14 protein-coding genes are annotated in these 17,790 nt (G+C 74.4%); 9 read left to right on the top strand and 5 right to left on the bottom strand.

What is annotated here, in order from left to right:
• The first annotated feature begins 37 nt into the window (after nt 1–37).
• Complete coding sequence (locus tag G6553_RS14735; RefSeq protein WP_166194449.1) at nt 38–1,033, top strand: 5'-3' exonuclease H3TH domain-containing protein; 996 nt, start codon at nt 38–40, stop codon at nt 1,031–1,033.
• A 259-nt stretch (nt 1,034–1,292) separates the two neighbouring features.
• Here the strand turns inward: G6553_RS14735 and ilvA are convergent, their stop codons facing one another.
• From ilvA to G6553_RS14720, 3 genes are all read right to left on the bottom strand, one after another.
• Nucleotides 1,293–2,549, bottom strand: a complete 1,257-nt coding sequence (gene ilvA / locus G6553_RS14730) for a threonine ammonia-lyase IlvA (protein WP_166194446.1) — start codon at nt 2,547–2,549, stop codon at nt 1,293–1,295.
• Between the two features lie 10 nt (nt 2,550–2,559).
• Complete coding sequence (locus G6553_RS14725; RefSeq protein WP_166194443.1) at nt 2,560–4,317, bottom strand: AMP-binding protein; 1,758 nt, start codon at nt 4,315–4,317, stop codon at nt 2,560–2,562.
• A 73-nt stretch (nt 4,318–4,390) separates the two neighbouring features.
• A complete protein-coding gene (locus tag G6553_RS14720; RefSeq protein ID WP_166194440.1) occupies nt 4,391–5,197 on the bottom strand; it encodes a LuxR C-terminal-related transcriptional regulator in 807 nt (268 codons plus the stop codon).
• 260 nt (nt 5,198–5,457) lie between these two features.
• Between G6553_RS14720 and G6553_RS14715 the strand changes: the two genes are divergently transcribed.
• The 3 genes from G6553_RS14715 (at nt 5,458) to G6553_RS14705 (ending at nt 8,932) form a co-directional block, all read left to right on the top strand.
• Nucleotides 5,458–5,904 (top strand): Fur family transcriptional regulator, encoded by a 447-nt coding sequence (locus tag G6553_RS14715; RefSeq protein ID WP_166194437.1) that lies wholly within the window; start codon nt 5,458–5,460, stop codon nt 5,902–5,904.
• Nucleotides 5,905–5,926: 22 nt separating this feature from the next.
• Nucleotides 5,927–8,200: a catalase/peroxidase HPI gene (gene katG, locus G6553_RS14710; protein WP_166194434.1), complete on the top strand. Its 2,274-nt coding sequence runs from the start codon at nt 5,927–5,929 to the stop codon at nt 8,198–8,200.
• Between the two features lie 135 nt (nt 8,201–8,335).
• Nucleotides 8,336–8,932 carry a malonic semialdehyde reductase gene (locus tag G6553_RS14705; protein ID WP_166194431.1) on the top strand — a complete coding sequence of 199 codons (597 nt, stop codon included), beginning with the start codon at nt 8,336–8,338 and terminating at the stop codon, nt 8,930–8,932.
• Between the two features lie 12 nt (nt 8,933–8,944).
• On the opposite strand, the gene mqo is transcribed toward G6553_RS14705, so the two are convergent.
• Entirely contained in the window at nt 8,945–10,498 is a 1,554-nt protein-coding gene (mqo, locus tag G6553_RS14700; RefSeq protein WP_347565724.1) for a malate dehydrogenase (quinone), read from the bottom strand.
• A gap of 185 nt (nt 10,499–10,683) precedes the next feature.
• Between mqo and G6553_RS22225 the strand changes: the two genes are divergently transcribed.
• The 4 genes from G6553_RS22225 to G6553_RS14680 all read left to right on the top strand — a co-directional run bounded on the left by G6553_RS22225 (nt 10,684) and on the right by G6553_RS14680 (nt 15,297).
• The gene (locus G6553_RS22225) at nt 10,684–11,907 is read left to right on the top strand and encodes a histidine kinase (RefSeq protein ID WP_166194425.1); all 1,224 of its coding nucleotides are present in this window, start codon (nt 10,684–10,686) and stop codon (nt 11,905–11,907) included.
• Complete coding sequence (locus G6553_RS14690; protein ID WP_166194422.1) at nt 11,904–12,581, top strand: response regulator transcription factor; 678 nt, start codon at nt 11,904–11,906, stop codon at nt 12,579–12,581. Before G6553_RS22225 ends, G6553_RS14690 begins: the two co-directional genes overlap by 4 nt.
• A 195-nt stretch (nt 12,582–12,776) precedes the next feature.
• Nucleotides 12,777–14,018 (top strand): serine hydrolase domain-containing protein, encoded by a 1,242-nt coding sequence (locus G6553_RS14685; protein ID WP_166194419.1) that lies wholly within the window; start codon nt 12,777–12,779, stop codon nt 14,016–14,018.
• Between the two features lie 103 nt (nt 14,019–14,121).
• Nucleotides 14,122–15,297, top strand: a complete 1,176-nt coding sequence (locus G6553_RS14680) for a CoA transferase (RefSeq protein ID WP_166194417.1) — start codon at nt 14,122–14,124, stop codon at nt 15,295–15,297.
• A gap of 95 nt (nt 15,298–15,392) precedes the next feature.
• Here G6553_RS14680 and G6553_RS14675 read toward each other — a convergent pair whose 3' ends face one another.
• Nucleotides 15,393–16,802, bottom strand: a complete 1,410-nt coding sequence (locus G6553_RS14675; RefSeq protein ID WP_166194414.1) for a PLP-dependent aminotransferase family protein — start codon at nt 16,800–16,802, stop codon at nt 15,393–15,395.
• A 40-nt stretch (nt 16,803–16,842) separates the two neighbouring features.
• Between G6553_RS14675 and G6553_RS14670 the strand changes: the two genes are divergently transcribed.
• On the top strand, nt 16,843–17,730 hold the full coding sequence (locus tag G6553_RS14670; protein WP_347565726.1) for a DMT family transporter: 888 nt from the start codon (nt 16,843–16,845) through the stop codon (nt 17,728–17,730).
• The last annotated feature ends 60 nt before the right edge of the window (nt 17,731–17,790 follow it).

Genomic DNA, 17,790 nt, shown 5'->3' with positions numbered 1-17,790 from the left:
CCGACCCCGGCCGCACCCGTAGGCTCGCGGCACCGCCATGCGACCTCCTCCCGACCGCCCCCGCAAGCTGCTGCTCGCCGTCGACGCACCGTCGCTGCTGCACCGCAACCACCACGCGCGGGCGCACACCGACCTCCGCGACCGCGGCGGTCGGCCCGCCTGGGCGCTGCACGGGATGCTGCGCCAGATCCTCGAGGCCGTCGACCAGTTCGCCCCGGACGCGGTGCTCTTCGGTCTCGACGACCGGACCGCGTCCGAGCGCGAGGCCGCCTACCCGGCGTACAAGGCCGGGCGGGCGCCGAAGGACGACGCGCTCGTCGACCAGCTCGAGCGGGCCGGTGCGCTGCTCGACGCGCTCGGCCTCCTGGCGGTGACCCCGCCGGGCCTGGAGGCCGACGACGTCAACGCCTCGGCGGCGACGTGGGCCGAGCGCGAGGGCTGGAGCTGCGTGCTCGTCACCTCCGACCGCGACTCGTTCGCCCACATCTCCGAGCACACCTCGGTCCTGCGGCTCATCGACGGCGGCATCGCCGGCTCGCCGCTGCTGAGCCCGGGCCGGCTGCGCGCGATGTACGGCGTCGCCGCCGAGAGCTACCTGGAGTTCGCCGCGCTGCGCGGGGACGCCAGCGACAACCTGCCCGGCGTGCCGGGGATCGGCGAGAAGACGGCCCCGGTGCTGCTCGAGCAGGTCGGGTCGATGCAGGCGGTGTGGGCCGACATCGACCACTGCGCCGGGGAGAACCTCGTCGCCGCGGTCGACTCGTGGTGCGAGGAGACCGGCGTGCCGCGGATCGGCAAGCGGCTGCTGGCCCGGCTCACCGCTGAGGGTGCGCGCGAGCGCTACGAGTTCAACCTCGCGATCATGCGCGGCCGCGAGGTCGACCTGGGGCTGCAGCCCGACGTCCCCGGCTCCCCCGGCCTGCTGCCCCTCGACCCGGTCCGTGTCGCCCGCGTCGTCGGGCACCTCGGCGTCGAGTCGACGACCGCGCTCGCGCTGCGTGTGCTCACCGAGCCGCCGGCGTCCGCCGGTTGAGGACGGCTGAGCACACGCCTGGGGACGCCCGAGGACGCCTGGGCCGGTGGGCTGTCCCGGCCGCTGATGTGGGGGGACCGACCGGAACAGCCCGACGGGCCACGGAGGCAACCCGCCCTGCTGGTGCCTGAACGGCAGTCATGCTCCCTCCAGCAGGACCACATCGTCCCCGCCAGGTCGGCCGCAAAACGCTGACTAGACCGGGCCGAAGGCAAAGAAATGGAGGTACGCCGCGCAGGACCGGCGTGGTCGGACCGGGCTACTGGACCATCCGGAAGAGCGGGCTCGTCGGCTCGACGACCTGGACCCGGATGCCGGAGCCGATCATCCGCTCCAGCAGCGGGCCGTAGTCGGCCGGCCGCTGCAGCTCGATGCCGACGAGCGCCGGGCCGGTCTCGCGGTTGGAGCGCTTGACGTACTCGAACAGCACGATGTCGTCGTCGCGCCCGAGCACCTCGTCGAGGAACATCCGCAGCGCCCCCGGCTCCTGCGGGAACTCCACGAGGAAGTAGTGCCGCAGCCCCTCGTGGACGAGCGCGCGCTCCACCACCTCGGCGTACCGGCTGACGTCGTTGTTGCCGCCCGAGAGCACGCACACGACCGTGGCGCCCGGCTCGGCGACGGGGCCGGCTGCGGTGTCGCGGAGCGCGGCCGGGGCCAGCGCGCCTGCGGGCTCGGCGATGATCCCGTCGGACTGGTAGAGGTCGAGCATCTCGACGCAGACCAGGCCCTCGGGCACGGTCACCACGCGGGGCCGCTGCCGGTCGAGGACCGCGTGGGTCCAGTCCCCGACACGTCGCACGGCGGCGCCGTCGACGAACGAGTCGACGGTGTCGAGCTCGACGGGCCGGCCCGCGGCCAGCGCCGCCGTCATCGACGCGGCGCCCGCCGGCTCCACGCCGACGACGCGCACGTCGGGTGCGCGGTCGCCGAGCAGCGTGACCATCCCGGCGAGCAGGCCGCCGCCGCCGACCGGTGCGACGACGGCGTCCGGCGCCCGGCCGAGCTGCTCGAGCACCTCGAGCGCGACGGTCCCCTGCCCAGCGATGGTGCGCGGGTCGTCGAAGGCCGGCACGACCGCCGCTCCTGTCGCGGCCGCGAGCTCCTGGCAGAGCCGGTTGGCGTCGTCGTAGGTGTCGCCGTCCACGACGACGTCGACCAGCGGACCGCCGAGCGCGGCGATCCGGGCCCGCTTCTGCCGCGGCGTGGTGCGGGGCAGGAAGATCGTGGCGCGGACGCCGAGCCGGGCGCACGCGAAGGCCACGCCCTGCGCGTGGTTGCCCGCGCTCGCGCACGTCACCCCGCGCTGCTGCTCCTCGGCGGTGAGGCCGGCGACGAGGTTGTAGGCGCCGCGGCCCTTGTAGGACCGCACCTCCTGGAGGTCCTCGCGCTTGAGCCAGACGTCCAGGCCGGTGAGGGCGGACAGGCGTGGGGAGCGCTGGAGCGGGCTGGTGCCGACCACCCCGCTGAGCAGCCGCGCAGCGCGCTCGACGTCCGTCGCGGTCGGCAGCTCCACGACCGCGACCCTAGTGCGCGGTCCCGACGCCCCCACCGCGCAGGTCGAAGTCGTCGTCACGGTGCTCGGTCGTCGTGGGGGTCGTCCGCGGGCTGCTCGCCCGCGACTGCGCCAGCTCGACCTCGCGCGCCCGCAGCTCGACGCGACGGATCTTGCCCGAGGTCGTCTTCGGCAGGTCGTGGAACTCCAGCCGGCGCACCCGGAGGTACGGCGGCAGCTGCTCGCGCGCGTGGGCCAGGATCGACCGCGCGGTCTCGGCCGTGGGCTGGTGACCGGGGGCGAGGGCGACGTACGCCTTGGGGACCGCGAGCCGCACCGGGTCCGGTGCCGGCACCACCGCCGCCTCGGCGACGGCCGGGTGCTCGATGAGCACCGACTCCAGCTCGAACGGCGAGACCTTGTAGTCGGAGGCCTTGAAGACGTCGTCGGTGCGGCCGACGTAGGTGAGGTAGCCGTCGTCGGCACGGGCGGCGACGTCGCCTGTGTGGTACCACCCGCCGTGCATCGCCTCGGCGTTCCGCTCCGGGTCGCCCTGGTAGCCGCTCATCAGGCTCACCGGCGCCGCCGACAGGTCCAGGCAGATCTCGCCCTCGCCCGCACCCTCGACGACCTGGCCGGTCACCTGGTCCAGCAGCACCACCGGGACGCCCGGCAGCGGACGGCCCATCGAGCCGGCGCGGACCGGCTGGCCGGGGGTGTTGCCGACCGACGCCGTGCACTCGGTCTGCCCGAAGCCGTCGCGGATCGTCAGCCCCCAGTGGTCACGCACCTGCCGGATCACCTCGGCGTTGAGCGGCTCGCCCGCGCCGATGGCCTCGCGCAGGCTCCCCGGACCGCTGGTGAGGTCGGCGTTGATGAGCATCCGCCACACCGTCGGCGGCGCGCAGAACGTCGTCACGCGCTCCTCGCGCAGCACCCGCAGCATCGCCTCCGGGTCGAACCGGCGGTAGTTGCTCACCAGCACCGTCGCCTCCGCCAGCCACGGCGCGAAGAAGCTCGACCAGGCGTGCTTGGCCCACCCGGGGCTCGAGACGTTGAGGTGCACGTCGCCGGGCCGGAGCCCGAGCCAGTACATCGTCGTCAGGTGCCCCACCGGGTAGGACCGGTGCGTGTGCTCGACCAGCTTCGGCCGGCTCGTCGTGCCGCTGGTGAAGTAGAGGAGCAGCCGGTCGTCGCTGCCGTTGCGCGGGTGCGGCACCGGCCGCGGCTCGAGGTCGTACGCCGCCCGGTGGTGCACCCAGCCGTCGACCTCGCCCACCGCGAACCGCAGCAGCCCCTGCTCCAGCCCCGCGAGCTTGGCCGTGTCGGCCGGGTTGCACACCACCGCCCGCGCGTCGCCGCGCTCGACCCGGTCGGCCAGCTCGGCGGTCGTGACCGCGGTCGTCGTCGGCATCACCACGGCGCCGAGCTTGAGCAGCGCGAGCATCGTCTCCCACAGCTCCACCTGGTTGCCCAGCATCACCAGCACCGCGTCCCCGCGGCCGATGCCGTGCGACGCCATCGCCGCCGCCACCTGGTCGGAGCGGTCAACCAGCTCCGCGAACGAGTACGCCGCCCGGCTGCCGTCCTCCTCCACGATGACCAGGCCCGGTCGCTCGTTGCCGCGCCCGAACGCGTCGAACCAGTCGTGCGCGAAGTTGAAGTGCGGACCGACGTCGGGCCAGCGGAAGTCGGCCACCGCCGCGTCGTACGCCGTCCGGTGCCGCAGGAGCGTCTCCCGGGCTCGGCGCAGCTCCTCGGTGGGCGTCGTGGCGGCGATGGGGATCATGCGCCCAGCGTCGATCGCCCGAGACGACCGTCACACCCCCCGATGGGGGTCCCCCACCTGCCGCCGACGGGGGTCAGGGGACGAGGCGGCGACGGCGAGCCTCGGCCACGGCCTCGTGGCGGCTGTGGACGCCGAGGACGACGAGGACGTCGCGCATGTAGGACTTCACGGTCTGCGGCGACAGCCCGAGGCGCTCCCCGACGGTGGCGTAGCTGGCGCCGGTGGCGACGAGGGAGAGGACGTCGACCTGGCGCGAGGTGAGGGCGGGGTCGTCGGGAGTGCCGACGACGAGGAGTGCGGCGAGCCGGTCGAGCCGCTCCCGCAGGTCGGGGTCGGCCGTCTCACCGACGAGTGCCCGGACCTCGGCATGAGCACGGCCGAGAGCGACGGCCGCCTGGCCGTCGTGGGCGCGCCGGGCGGCCAGGCGCCGCTCGACCTCGTCCTCGAGCGCGATCTCGCGGGCGAGCGTCCGGGCGGCGACGACGGCGGCGTCGCGCAGGCGGTCGCCGGTGACGGGGAGACCCCGCGTGCCGGCGTACACGACGCCCCGCAGGGCCCGGTCGACGATGACCGGCGCGCCGACCACCGTGCGTAGGCCCTCGGACCGGACCGGCTCGTCGTAGTCGTGGGAGATGTCGGTCGCGAGTCCGTAGTCGGCGACGACGACGGCGTCGGACTCCTGCCAGACGCGGCCGCCGAGGCCGGCGCCGGGGCGCACGAGCAGGCCCTGCAGGGCGCCGGTCCGGGAGCCCACGAAGTGGGTCAGCCGCAGCCCGCCCGGCACCACCGCGCCGCCGAAGACCATCGGCGCACCGGTCCGCTCGCGCAACGCACCGAGCGCCGACGCCCACAGGCGCGTCTCCTCCGCCCTCGGGTCCACCGGGCCGCCTCCCTGCTCGCTCGGGCCAGCAGGGTAACCCGCGTTCCGCGCCGCGGCGCCCCGTCGACGACCAGGGACCACGGCCGTCTCGGCCTCGACCGGACTTCGGACGGCACCCCCGGGAAGGGTCGTGCCCGTTCGACGACGACGCGAGCCGGTCGGCATCTCGCCGGGTCTCGAGACGGTTCCCGGCCGAACCTCCTCGACCAGCCGGGATCTCTATTCTTGACTTGTTCCAGAAAGGGCGAGAGGGTGGGGGCATGACGACGCCGGACTTCGCAGCGGTGCTGCGCGAGGCCTCGCTCAGGGTCACCAAGCCCCGCCTGGCCGTGCTCACCGCCGTGCACGAGCACCCGCACGCCGACACCGACACGGTGATCGGGCACGTGCGGGCCGACCTCGGGGCGGTGTCGCACCAGGCGGTGTACGACGTGCTCCGCGCACTCACCGACGCGGGCATCGTCCGGCGGATCCAGCCCGCCGGCGCGACCGCGCGCTACGAGTCGCGGGTCGGCGACAACCACCACCACCTGGTGTGCCGCTCCTGCGGCGCGATCGCCGACGTCGACTGCGCCGTGGGCCACACCCCCTGTCTCACCGCCTCCGACGACCACGGCTTCGTGGTCGACGAGGCGGAGGTCGTGTACTGGGGCACCTGCCCCGACTGCGCGGCCACCAGCAGCACCCTTTCCACCACCTCCCACTAGTAACGCAGCCGGAAGGAAGTAGATGACCCAGGACGACAACGCTCCCGTCAGCCCGCAGGGGGTGGACCGCAAGGCCGAGGCCGGTTGCCCGGTCATGCACGACTCCGCCGCGGCCAACGGCAGCGAGAGCGAGAACCCCGCGATCGACTCGCCGACCCCGGCGACGGACCGCCGTCCGCACACCAACCAGGACTGGTGGCCCAACAGCCTCGACCTGAGCCCGCTGCACGCCCACTCCTCGAAGAGCAACCCCCTCGGGCCGGACTTCACCTACTCCGAGGAGTTCAAGAAGCTCGACCTCGGCGAGCTGCGCCGTGACGTCGTCGAGGTGCTCAACACCTCGCAGGACTGGTGGCCGGCGGACTTCGGCCACTACGGCGGCCTCTTCATCCGGATGAGCTGGCACGCGGCGGGCACCTACCGCATCTACGACGGCCGCGGCGGCGCCGGCGAGGGCTCGCAGCGCTTCGCCCCGCTGAACAGCTGGCCGGACAACGCCAACCTCGACAAGGCCCGCCGCCTGCTGTGGCCGGTCAAGCAGAAGCACGGCCAGAAGATCTCGTGGGCGGACCTGCTGGTGTACGCCGGCACCGTCGCGATGGAGGACATGGGCTTCCAGACCTTCGGCTTCGGCTTCGGCCGCGAGGACATCTGGGAGCCCGAGGAGATCATCTGGGGTCCCGAGGACACCTGGTTGGGCGACGAGCGCTACTCCGGTGAGCGCGAGCTCGAGGAGACCCTCGGCGCGGTCCAGATGGGCCTGATCTACGTCAACCCCGAGGGCCCCAACGGCAACCCGGACCCGCTGGCCTCGGCCCGCGACATCCGCGACACCTTCGCCCGGATGGCGATGAACGACGAGGAGACCGTCGCGCTCATCGCCGGCGGCCACACCTTCGGCAAGACCCACGGCGCCGGGGACGCCGACCTCGTGGGCCCCGAGCCGGAGGCCGCCCCGCTCGAGGAGCAGGGCCTGGGCTGGAAGTCGTCGTACGAGTCCGGCAAGGGCAAGGACGCGATCACCTCCGGCCTCGAGGTCACCTGGACCTCCACCCCGACCCGCTGGAGCAACGACTTCTTCAAGTTCCTCTTCAAGTACGAGTGGGAGCTGGAGAAGAGCCCGGCCGGTGCCTGGCAGTGGGTCGCCAAGGACGCCGACGCGATCATCCCCGGGCCCACCCCGGACTCGCCGCCGCGCAAGCCCACGATGCTCACCTCGGACCTCGCCCTGCGCATGGACCCCGACTACGAGAAGATCTCGCGCCGCTTCCTGGAGAACCCCAACGAGTTCTCCCAGGCCTTCGCCAAGGCCTGGTACAAGCTGCTGCACCGCGACATGGGCCCGGTCGACCGCTACCTCGGTCCCTGGGTGCCGGAGCCGCAGCTGTGGCAGGACCCGGTCCCGCCGGTCCAGGGCGAGCTCGTCGGTGACGCCGACGTCGCCGCGCTGAAGACCGCCGTGCTGGAGTCCGGCCTCACCACCGCCGAGCTCGTCTCGACCGCGTGGGCCTCGGCTGCGTCGTTCCGCTCCACCGACAAGCGCGGTGGCGCCAACGGCGCGCGCATCCGCCTCGAGCCGCAGCGCAGCTGGGCGGTCAACCAGCCCGAGCAGCTCGCCACGGTCCTCGACAAGCTCGAGGCGATCCGGGCCGAGTTCAACGGCAAGGGCGGCGCCCAGGTCTCGCTGGCCGACCTCATCGTCCTCGCGGGCTCCGCAGCGGTCGAGAAGGCCGCCCGGGACGCCGGCGTCGAGGTCGAGGTGCCGTTCCACGCGGGTCGCACCGACGCCACGCAGGAGCAGACCGACGTCGACTCCTTCCGCGTCCTCGAGCCGCGGGCCGACGGCTTCCGCAACTACCTGCGGGCCGGCGAGAAGCTCATGCCGGAGAAGCTGCTGGTCGAGCGCGCCTACATGCTCGACCTGACCGCGCCGGAGATGACCGTCCTCGTCGGTGGCATGCGGGTCCTCGGCGGCAACGTCGGCGGCAGCCAGCACGGTGTCCTCACCGACCGGCCGGGCGTGCTCAGCAACGACTTCTTCGCCAATCTGCTGGCCCCCGGCACGCAGTGGAAGGCCTCGGAGTCGGAGGAGAACGTCTACGAGATCCGCGACGCCGCGAGCGGCGAGCTGAAGTGGACCGCCACCGCGGTCGACCTGATCTTCGGCTCCAACTCGCAGCTGCGCGCGCTCTCGGAGGTCTACGCCAGCGACGACGCCCGCGAGAAGCTCGTGCGCGACTTCGTCGCCGCCTGGACGAAGGTCATGGAGCTGGACCGCTTCGACCTGAAGAAGTGACCTGCCACTAGGTCCCGAGCGACCGAGCCCGGTCACCCCGCATCAGGGGTGGCCGGGCTCGTCCCGTCCGGGGGCGGTGGCCGATCCCACATCGACCTCGGGACTCCTCCCCACCCGCGTCCCGTTGAGCACTGCATGACCTTCGAGCTCCCGCTGTCCGCCGACGCCCAGGCCCTCCTCTTCCGCGACGCCCGCACCGCCAACGCGTTCACCGACGAGCCCGTCACCGACGAGCAGGTCGCTGCGATCTACGACCTGGTGAAGTACGCGCCGACCGCGATGAACACCCAGCCGCTCCGGATCGTCCTGGTCCGCGAGGGGGAGGCCCGCGAGCGGCTGCTCAAGCACATGTCCGACGGCAACCGGGACAAGACCGCGAGCGCGCCGCTGGTCGCCGTGCTCGCCGCCGACACCGACTTCCACGAGCACCTGCCGCGGACCTTCGCCCACTTCCCCGGCGCGAAGGACGTCTTCGCCGACGACGAGGCGCGCGAGCAGGCGGCCCGGTTCAACGCGACGCTGCAGATCGGCTACTTCCTGGTCGGCGTCCGGGCGGCGGGTCTTGCCGCCGGCCCGATGGGTGGCTTCGACGCCGCTGCGCTCGACGCCGACCTGCTCGCCGGCACGACGCTGAGGTCGCTGCTGGTCGTCAACATCGGCCGCCCGGCCGAGAACGCCTGGTTCGACCGCCTGCCCCGCCTCGAGCACGACGAGGTCGTCCGCGAGGCCTGAGCCCGGTCGCCCTCAGCGGGCGGCGGGGGCCGTGGGGTCGAGGCCGAGCGAGTACGCCGTCTGGGCGAGCACGGTGCGGGCCAGCTCGGGGTCCTCGCCGAGCCGGTGGCCGTAGCTGGGGATCGCCTTCTCCAGCGCCGGACGCCACTCCTCGACCCGGTCGGGGAAGCAGCGCGCCATCACGTCGAGCATGATCGGCACGGCCGTGGACGCACCCGGCGAGGCCCCCAGCAGGCCGGCGATGCTGCCGTCGCCCGCGGCGATCACCTCGGTGCCGAACTGGAGCACCCCGCCCTGGCCGGGCACGTCCTTGATGACCTGGACGCGCTGACCGGCGGTGATCTTCTCCCAGTCCTCCGCCCGCGCGTCGGGGAAGAACGCCTGGAGCTCGCGCAGCTGGGACTTCTTCCCGGCCAGCAGCTGCTGGACCAGGTAGACGACCAGGCCGAGGTTGCGCAGGCCCGCCTGCAGCATCGGCCGCAGGTTGTGCAGCCGCACCGACCGGAGCAGGTCGAAGAGCGAGCCGTGCTTGAGGAAACGCGGGCTGAACCCGGCGTACGGCCCGAACATCAGGCTCGGGGCGCCGTCGACGACGCGGGTGTCGAGGTGCGGCACCGACATCGGCGGCGCGCCGACGGCGGCCTTGCCGTAGACCTTGGCCTGGTGCCGGGCGACGATCTCGGGGTTCGTGGTGCGCCAGAACTCGCCGCTGACCGGGAAGCCGCCGTACCCGCGGACCTCGTCGATCCCCGAGCGCTGCAGCAGCGTGAGGGCCTGGCCGCCGGCGCCGACGAAGACGAAGCGCGCGGTCGCGTCGAAGTCCTTGCCCGTGGCGTGCCAGCCGCCCTCGCTGCGACGGAGGCGGCGTACCTCGGTGCCGGTGTGCAGCCGCACGGCGCCGCTGTCGGCGAGGCCGGTGACGAGCTGGCGGGTCAGCGAGCCGAAGTCGACGTCGGTGCCACCGACCGCGCGGGTGGCGGCCACCGGCTCGCTGCGGTCGCGTCCGGCCATGAGCAGCGGCGCCCACTCGGCGATGACGTCGGGGTCGGAGGTGAACTCGATGCCCGCGAAGAGCGGGTGGGAGACGAGCTGCTCGTGGCGGCGGCGGAGGTACTCGACGTTCTCGGCGCCCCACACGAACGACAGGTGCGGCGTCGGGCGCACGAAGGTGGCCGGATCCGGGAGCGCGCCGCTCTCGACGAGGAAGGCCCACAGCTGGCGGGTGACCTGGAACTGCTCGTTGACCTCGATCGCCTTGCTGACGTCGACCGAGCCGTCAGGGCGCTCCGGGGAGTAGTTGAGCTCGCACAGCGCGGCGTGGCCGGTGCCGGCGTTGTTCCACGGGCCGGAGGACTCCTGGGCCAGCTCGTCGAGCCGCTCGACGATGCCGATCCGCCAGGTGGGCTCGACGTGGTGCAGCAGCGTGGCGAGCGTGGCGGACATGATCCCGCCGCCGACGAGCAGCGCGTCGTACGTCGTCGCCGGGCCCTCGCCGTCGGGCCGTCGGCCCGACGCGGGACCGCCGGTCGCGGCGGGGCGGGCTACATCGTTACCGTCGAGCTGCACGGGCCGTTCTCCTGATCGCTCAGCCAGGGATTGCTTGCCAACGACCCACTGTGACGGGCCCATATCCCACGGCCGTCAGTGCCCCGTCCGGGAGGGTCCGGAGCTGAGAGGTGCGACACACGAGCGGTGTCGGAGGCCCTCGCTAGGCTCCCCGGGCCGGCATCGGCACGGGTCCGGACGAGGAGGTGGGTACGTCGCGGCACGACCGTCCGGCACGGCGCACCGTCCTCGTGGCGGCCGGTTGCGCACTCGTCTCCGTCGGCGTCCTGCTGCTCGGCGGAGCCGGCGGCGAGGCCGCTGCCGGCCTGCCTGAGGCCGGCGGGACGGCCTGGTGGGTGACGGTCGCGGGACTGCTCGCCCAAGCGCTCGCCCTGTGCTGGAGCCGCGTGCACCCGCGGGCCGTGCTGCTCGCCGTCGGCCTGGTCCCGGTCGCCGCCGCGCTGGCCGGCGGCCGCGACGCGACCAGCCTGACCACCCTCGCCGTGGTCGTGGGGGTGTACGTCGCCGGCACGACACACCCGCTGCGCGGGCTCGTTCCGACGCTCGCAGCGGTCGCCGTGCTGATGACCGTGGCCGGGACGATCGCGGCGGTGGACGGTGGGCTCGAGCCCTGGCCGGCGCTCGGGGTGGCCGCCCTCCAGGCCACGAGCACGCTCGGGCTGGTGCTGCTCGTGACCAGCTGGGTGGCCGCGCTGCGCGAGAGCGGACGGGCCCGCGAGGACGAGCGGCGAGCGCTGGTGCGCGAGCACGAGGCGTTGGTGCAGGCCGCGCTGGACCGCGAGCGGACCGCGATGGCCCGCGAGCTGCACGACATCGCCGCGCACCACCTGTCCGGCATCGCGATCGCTGCCTCGGCGCTCGAGCGCCAGGTGGCCACCGACCCCGACGGCGCCCGGGAGGCGGCCCGGCAGGTGCGCCGCCAGAGCACGTCGGTGCTGCGCGACCTGCGCAGCCTGGTCGGGCTGCTCCGCGACCGGGACGGCGGTGGCGGTGCGCGGCCCGAGACGCTCGGCGGGATCGCCGACCTCGTGGCCGACGTGGTCGCCATCGGGCGGGAGGTCACGTGGACGGTCCGCGGCGACGCCTCGGCCGCGGACCGGGAGGTCGGACCGCTGGCCCAGCTGGCGGCGTACCGCGTGGTCCGGGAGGCGCTCGCCAACGCGGGCCGGCACGCGCCCGGCGCGGCCTGCACGGTCACGCTCGACGCGCGCGACCCGGCCGAGGTGACGCTGGTGGTCCGGAACGGGCCCGCGGTCGGGGAGCCGGACCCGGTGGCGGGTGGTGGGTTCGGGCTGGTCGGCATGCGCGAGCGGGCCGGGCTGACCGGCGCGCGGGTCGACGCCGGCCCGACCGGCGACGGCGGCTGGGAGGTGCGGCTGGTGCTGCCGCGCGAGAGGGAGGCCCCATGAGCGCCGCGAGCGTGCGTGTCGTGGTGGCCGACGACCAGGCGCTGGTCCGCGCCGGCCTCACGACCCTGCTCGGCGCCGAGCCCGACCTCGAGGTCGTCGGGGTGGCCGCCGACGGCCGCGAGGCGGTCGAGCTCGCGCGCCGGCTGCGGCCCGACGTGGTCTGCATGGACCTCCGGATGCCCGTCCTCGACGGGATCGCAGCGACCCGGGAGCTCGCCGGGCCCGGGGTCGAGGACCCCGTGCCGGTGCTGGTGCTGACGACGTTCGAGATCGACGACTACCTCTTCGGAGCGCTCGAGGCCGGCGCCGCGGGCTTCCAGCTCAAGGACGCCGAGCCGGAGGTGCTCGTCCGGGCGGTCCGGTCGGTGGCCGCGGGGAACGGCACCCTGCACGACAGCCTGACCAAGCGGGTCGTCGGCGAGGTGCTGGCCCGGCGCCGCGCGCAGCCGGTCACCGCCGCCCGGGGCACCGACCTGCTGACCGCGCGCGAGCTCGACATCGTGCTCCTGCTCGCCCAGGGGATGTCGAACGACGAGATCGCCCGCGAGCTCGTGCTCGAGGTCTCCACCGTCAAGTCCCACCTCGCCCGGGTCCTTCCCAAGCTCGGTGTCCGGTCGCGGCTCCAGGCCGCCGTCTGGGCCTACCAGAACCGGCTCGTGCGGCTGCCGGACTGAGTCGTCACCCGCCCACCCTCAGGCCCGAGACCTCCGCGCAATTGCGCGGTTGTGGCCGACCCCGGGACGGGCGGCGCAGGACCCGCCTCCATCGAAAGACGCAAGTGCGGGGTTGGTCCCTTCGGCGCTCGATGGCGAGGGCGTCGAATCCCTAGCGTCGACGGCATCCCATCCACCGACCTCGGGAGCCCCACGATGACCCGCACGACCACCCCCACGACGACCCGGCGACGCACGACGAGGACCACCCACACCCTGCTCGCGGCCGGCCTGCTGGCCGCCCTCCCCGCCTCGCTGCTCGCCGGTCCCACCGGCGCCGCGCCCGCCCCGGCGCCGGCACCGGCGCCAGCACCGGCACCGGCCACGACCGGCGAGGCGGGACGGGTCGCGGCCGTGCAGCGCCAGGTCGACCGCCTGGTCGAGAAGGCCGGCTTCCCGGGCGCGACGATCACCGTCCGCGGCAAGGACGGGAAGGTGCGGACCTACCGCGCCGGCGCGGGCGACCTGCGCACCGGCGCCCCGATGCCGAAGGACGGCCGGGTACGGATCGCCAGCAACACGAAGATGTTCACCGCCGTGCTCGTGCTGCAGCTGGTCGCCGAGGGCGATGTGGAGCTCGACGCGAGGGTCGAGAAGTACCTGCCCGGCTTCGTCCGTGGCCCCGGTGGCGACGGGCGCAGGATCACCGTCCGGCAGCTGCTCCAGCAGACCAGCGGCCTGCCCGACTACGACTCGATCGTCATCGACGGCGGCGACGACCTGCGCTCGATCGCGCACACCTACTTCGAGCCGCACGAGCTGGTCGACGCCGCCCTCGCCGAGCGCCGCCAGTTCGCGCCCGGGAAGGGCTGGGCCTACAGCAACACCAACTACGTCCTGCTCGGGCTGCTCGCCCAGCGCGTCACCGGCCGCCCGATCGGCGAGCTGGTGCAGCGCCGGATCATCGCCCCGCTCGGCCTGCGCGACACCTACTGGCCCAAGGCCGGCGAGCAGCGCATCCGCGGCACCCACCCGCACGGCTACCACGCCGACGAGCCGGGCGGCGAGTGGCACGACCTCACCCGGATCGACCCCTCGCTCGGCTGGGCGGCCGGCCAGCTGGTCTCGACCCCGCGCGACCTCGGCCGATTCATGGCCGCCCTGCTCGGCGGCGACCTGCTGCCGCCGGCCCAGCTCGCCGCGATGAAGCAGACCGTGGAGGCGCCCGACTTCGAGCTGGACCCGGCCTGGCGCTACGGCCTGGGCCTGGCCCGCCACACCCTGCCCTGCGGCGTACCGGGCTGGGGCCACGGCGGCGACATCCAGGGCTTCGAGACCCGCAACCTCGCGACCGGCGACGGTCGCTGGGCGGTCGTCACGGTCAACGCGCTGCCGACCGAGCTGTCGATGCTGGCGGCGGTGGGCAAGGCGGTCGAGATCGCGATCTGCCGCTCCTGACCCCACCCCGACCCCGCGGCCGGTGCCACCTGACACCGGCCGCGGGGCAGCGTGGCAGGAGTTGCCATTCAGCGGCCCGGGTGCTGGAAGTAGCGTCAGGCCCATGTCCGCGATGCTCGACGACGTCCTGGTGCTCGACCTCACCCGCGCCCTGGCCGGCCCCCACGCCGCGATGATGCTGGGCGACCTCGGCGCCCGCGTGATCAAGGTGGAGAGCCCGACCGGCGACGACACGCGTGGTTGGGGCCCGCCGTTCGTCGACCCCGAGGACGCCGACGAGACCGGGGCGTCGCGCGAGTCGACGTACTTCCTCTCGACCAACCGCAACAAGGAGTCGATCACCCTCGACCTCAAGGACCCCGCCGACCAGGACGTCCTGGCGCGGCTGGTCGCGCGGGCCGACGTGCTGATGGAGAACTTCCGCGTCGGCGTGCTCGACCGCCTCGGCTTCCCGGTCGAGCGGCTGCACGAGATCAACCCGCGGCTGATCGTCCTGCAGATCACCGGCTTCGGCCACGACGGGCCCGAGGCGAACCGCTCCGGCTTCGACCAGATCGCCCAGGGCGAGGGCGGCCTGATGTCGCTGACCGGCCTCAGCGAGCCGACGAAGGTCGGCGTGCCGATCGCGGACCTGCTTGCCGGCATGAACGGTGCATACGGCGTCGTCTCGGCGCTCTACGAGCGGGAGCGCACCGGCAAGGGCCGTGTCGTGCACACCTCGCTGCTCGCCGGCATGGTCGGCGTGCACGCCTTCCAGGGCACCAAGTGGACCGTCGCCAAGGAGGTCCCCGGCCTTGCGGGCGGGCACCACCCCTCCATCGCGCCGTACGGCATGTTCAGGTCCGCCACTGCTCCCGTGCAGATCGCGTGCGGCTCGGAGAAGCTGTGGCAGGCGTTCGCGAAGGAGTTCGGCATCGACCCCGCCGGCGAGGGCTTCGCGACCAACGCCGAGCGGGTGGCCAACCGCGACGCGCTCATCGAGACCGTCGAGGGCCTGCTCGCCGACATCGACGCCGAGACCGCGCTCGCGCGGCTCGACGCCGCGGGCGTGCCGGCCGGCAAGGTCCGCTCGCTCGACGACGTCTACTCCTGGGAGCAGACGCTCTCCCAGGGGCTCCTGCTCGACGTCGAGCACTCCACGCTCGGCGCGATCCAGCTCCCGGGCTCCCCGCTGCGGTTCGACGACAACGCCTACTCCGGCGGTCGCGAGCAGCACGTCGCCCCGCCCACCCTCGGCCAGCACAACGAGTCCGTCCGCGCCTGGCTCGACGAGGACTGAGCCCGCCCGGACTCCGTTGTCCACAGAATCGCGGCCGGTCCCGGGGTAGTCCGTGACGTTCGGCAGGGGTTTCGGCCCGATCCACCGGCCGAACGTCACGGACTGTCCGCGACGACCTCCTGCAGGACACGCGCGGCGGTGGCGTACCCAGAGGTGTCGTCGGCGGTGAAGCTCAGCCGGACGTACGCCGCCGCGGGCTCGGTCGGGAACCACTCGTCCCCCGGCGCGACCCACACCCCGCGCGCCTCGCACGCGGCGACGACCCGGCCCACGTCGGACCCGTCGGGCAGCCGGCACCACAGGTGCAGCCCACCGGTGGGCACGACCGCGACGTCGACCGCGGGGGCGTGCTCGCGCAGCGCGGCCACCAGCAGGTCGCGCCGCTCGCGCAGCCGCGGCCGGAGCCGGCGCAGGTGGGTCGTCCAGCCCGGGTCGGTGACGACCTCGAGCGCGGCCTGCTGCAGCACGCCGCTGACGTAGAGCGACTCCGCGCCCCGGTCGGCCAGCAGCCGCGCGCGGACCGGTCCGCGCGCGACCAGCGCGCCGACCCGCACGGCCGGCGACACGCTCTTGGTCAGCGATCGGACGTGCACGACGTGGCCGGCGTCGTCCTGGGCGGCCAGCGGACGCGGGTCGGCGTCGATGCCGAGGTCGTGCGCCCAGTCGTCCTCGACGAGGAACGCCCCGTGCCGCCGGACCACCTCCAGCACCGCGGCGGACCGCTCGGACGACCACTGCACGCCGGTCGGGTTCGCCCAGGTCGGCTGCACGTAGACGGCCCGCGCGCCGGTCGTCCGCAGCGCCCGGTCCAGCTCGCCGGGGTCGAGCCCGTCGGCGTCGCCGGTGACCGGCACGGGGCGCACGCCGGCCTGGGCGGCGGCGAGGACCGCACCCCAGTACGTCGGGGACTCGACCAGCAGCGGACCGCCCGCCGGCACGAGAGCCCGGAACACCGTCGTCAGTCCGCTCTGGGTGCCAGGCACGACCACCACGTCGGCGGGGGTCGGGGCGGGTCGATCGGCGGGTGTGGCTGCCGCGAGGTCGGCCGCGAACCACGCCCGCAGGTCCGCCAGCCCGGCCGCCGGCGGGCGGGTCGTGGCCGCCGAGCCGCGGGCGGCCCGGGCCAGCGCCGAGCGCACCAGCCGCTCCGGCAGCAGGCCCGGCTCCGGGTAGCCCGAGTGCAGCGCCACCGCGCCCTCCGGCGCCACCCGCATCGCACCGGCCACCCGGGGCAGCGTCGCCCGCGGGGCGCCGAGCGCACCGGTCTGCCAGCCGTGGTCCGGCGCCCGCAGCGACCGCGGCGCCCGCACGAACGTGCCGACCCCGGGCCGCGTCTCCACCAGGCCCTCGGCGGCCAACGTCCGCAGCGCCCTTTGCACCGTCACGGGGCTCGCCGCGTGCTCCACCACGAGCTCGCGGGTCGAGGGCAGTCGCGACCCGGGCACCGCCGACCGGATCCGGTCGCGCAGCACCTGGACGATCCGCGTACTGCTACCGTGATCCATGACGGACAACGGTAGCGCTACTCGGCCGACGAGCCGCCCGATACCCGCACCGCCGGCGGTCCCTGCCGCGGGCCTCGCCTGGGGCGCCCTCGGCGTCGCAGCCTTCTCGCTCACCGTGCCGCTCACCCGCGTCGCCGTCGGCGGGCTGTCCCCGCTGCTCATCGGCGCCGGGCGCGCGGTCGTCGCGGCCCTCCTCGCCGCCGCGGCCCTCGGCCTCGCCCGGGCCGCCCGGCCCGTAGGCCGGCAGTGGACGCGGCTCGCGGTCGTCGCAGGCGGGGTCGTCGTGGGGTTCCCCCTGCTGACGACGTACGCCCTGACCACCGTGCCGGCCTCGCACGGCGCCGTCGTCATCGCGCTGCTGCCCGCCGCGACGGCGGTCGTCGCCGTGCTGCGCACCGGGGAGTCGCCGACGCCGCGGTTCTGGGCGTTCTCCGCCGCGGGGGCGGTGGCGGCCGTCGGGTTCGCGACCGCCGGCGGCACCGGCGGCGGGCTGCACGTCGCGGACCTGCTGCTGCTCGGGGCGGTGCTGGCCGCGGCGGTGGGGTACGCCGAGGGCGGGCTGCTCAGCCGGGAGCTCGGCTCGTGGCAGACGGTGTCGTGGGCGCTGCTCGTGGCCGCGCCGCTCATGGTCGTGCTGACCGCCGTCGCCGTGGTGCGCCGGCCGCCGGAGGGCTCGCCGGCGGAGTGGGCGGCGTTCGGCTACCTGGCTGCGGTGAGCATGTTCCTCGGGTTCTTCGCGTGGTACCGCGGCCTCGCCTTCGGTCCGATGGCCCAGGTCAGCCAGGTGCAGCTCGTGCAGCCGGTGCTCAGCCTGCTGTGGGCCGCCCTGCTGCTCGGCGAGGCGGTCGGCTGGCGCACCGGCCTCGGCGCGGTGGCGGTCATCGCGTGCGCGGCCGGCGCGGTCCGTTCGCCGCTGCGGTCGACCTGACGACGGAGGGCCCGACCGCGGTCGCGGTCGGGCCCTCCGGGTGGAACAGGGTGGAGCGGG

The sequence above is a fragment of the Nocardioides sp. IC4_145 genome, assembly GCF_011250565.1.
Taxonomy (GTDB): domain Bacteria; phylum Actinomycetota; class Actinomycetes; order Propionibacteriales; family Nocardioidaceae; genus Nocardioides.
Note: the sequence above shows the minus strand (reverse complement) of the source record. Positions and strands in the feature narration are given on the sequence as shown.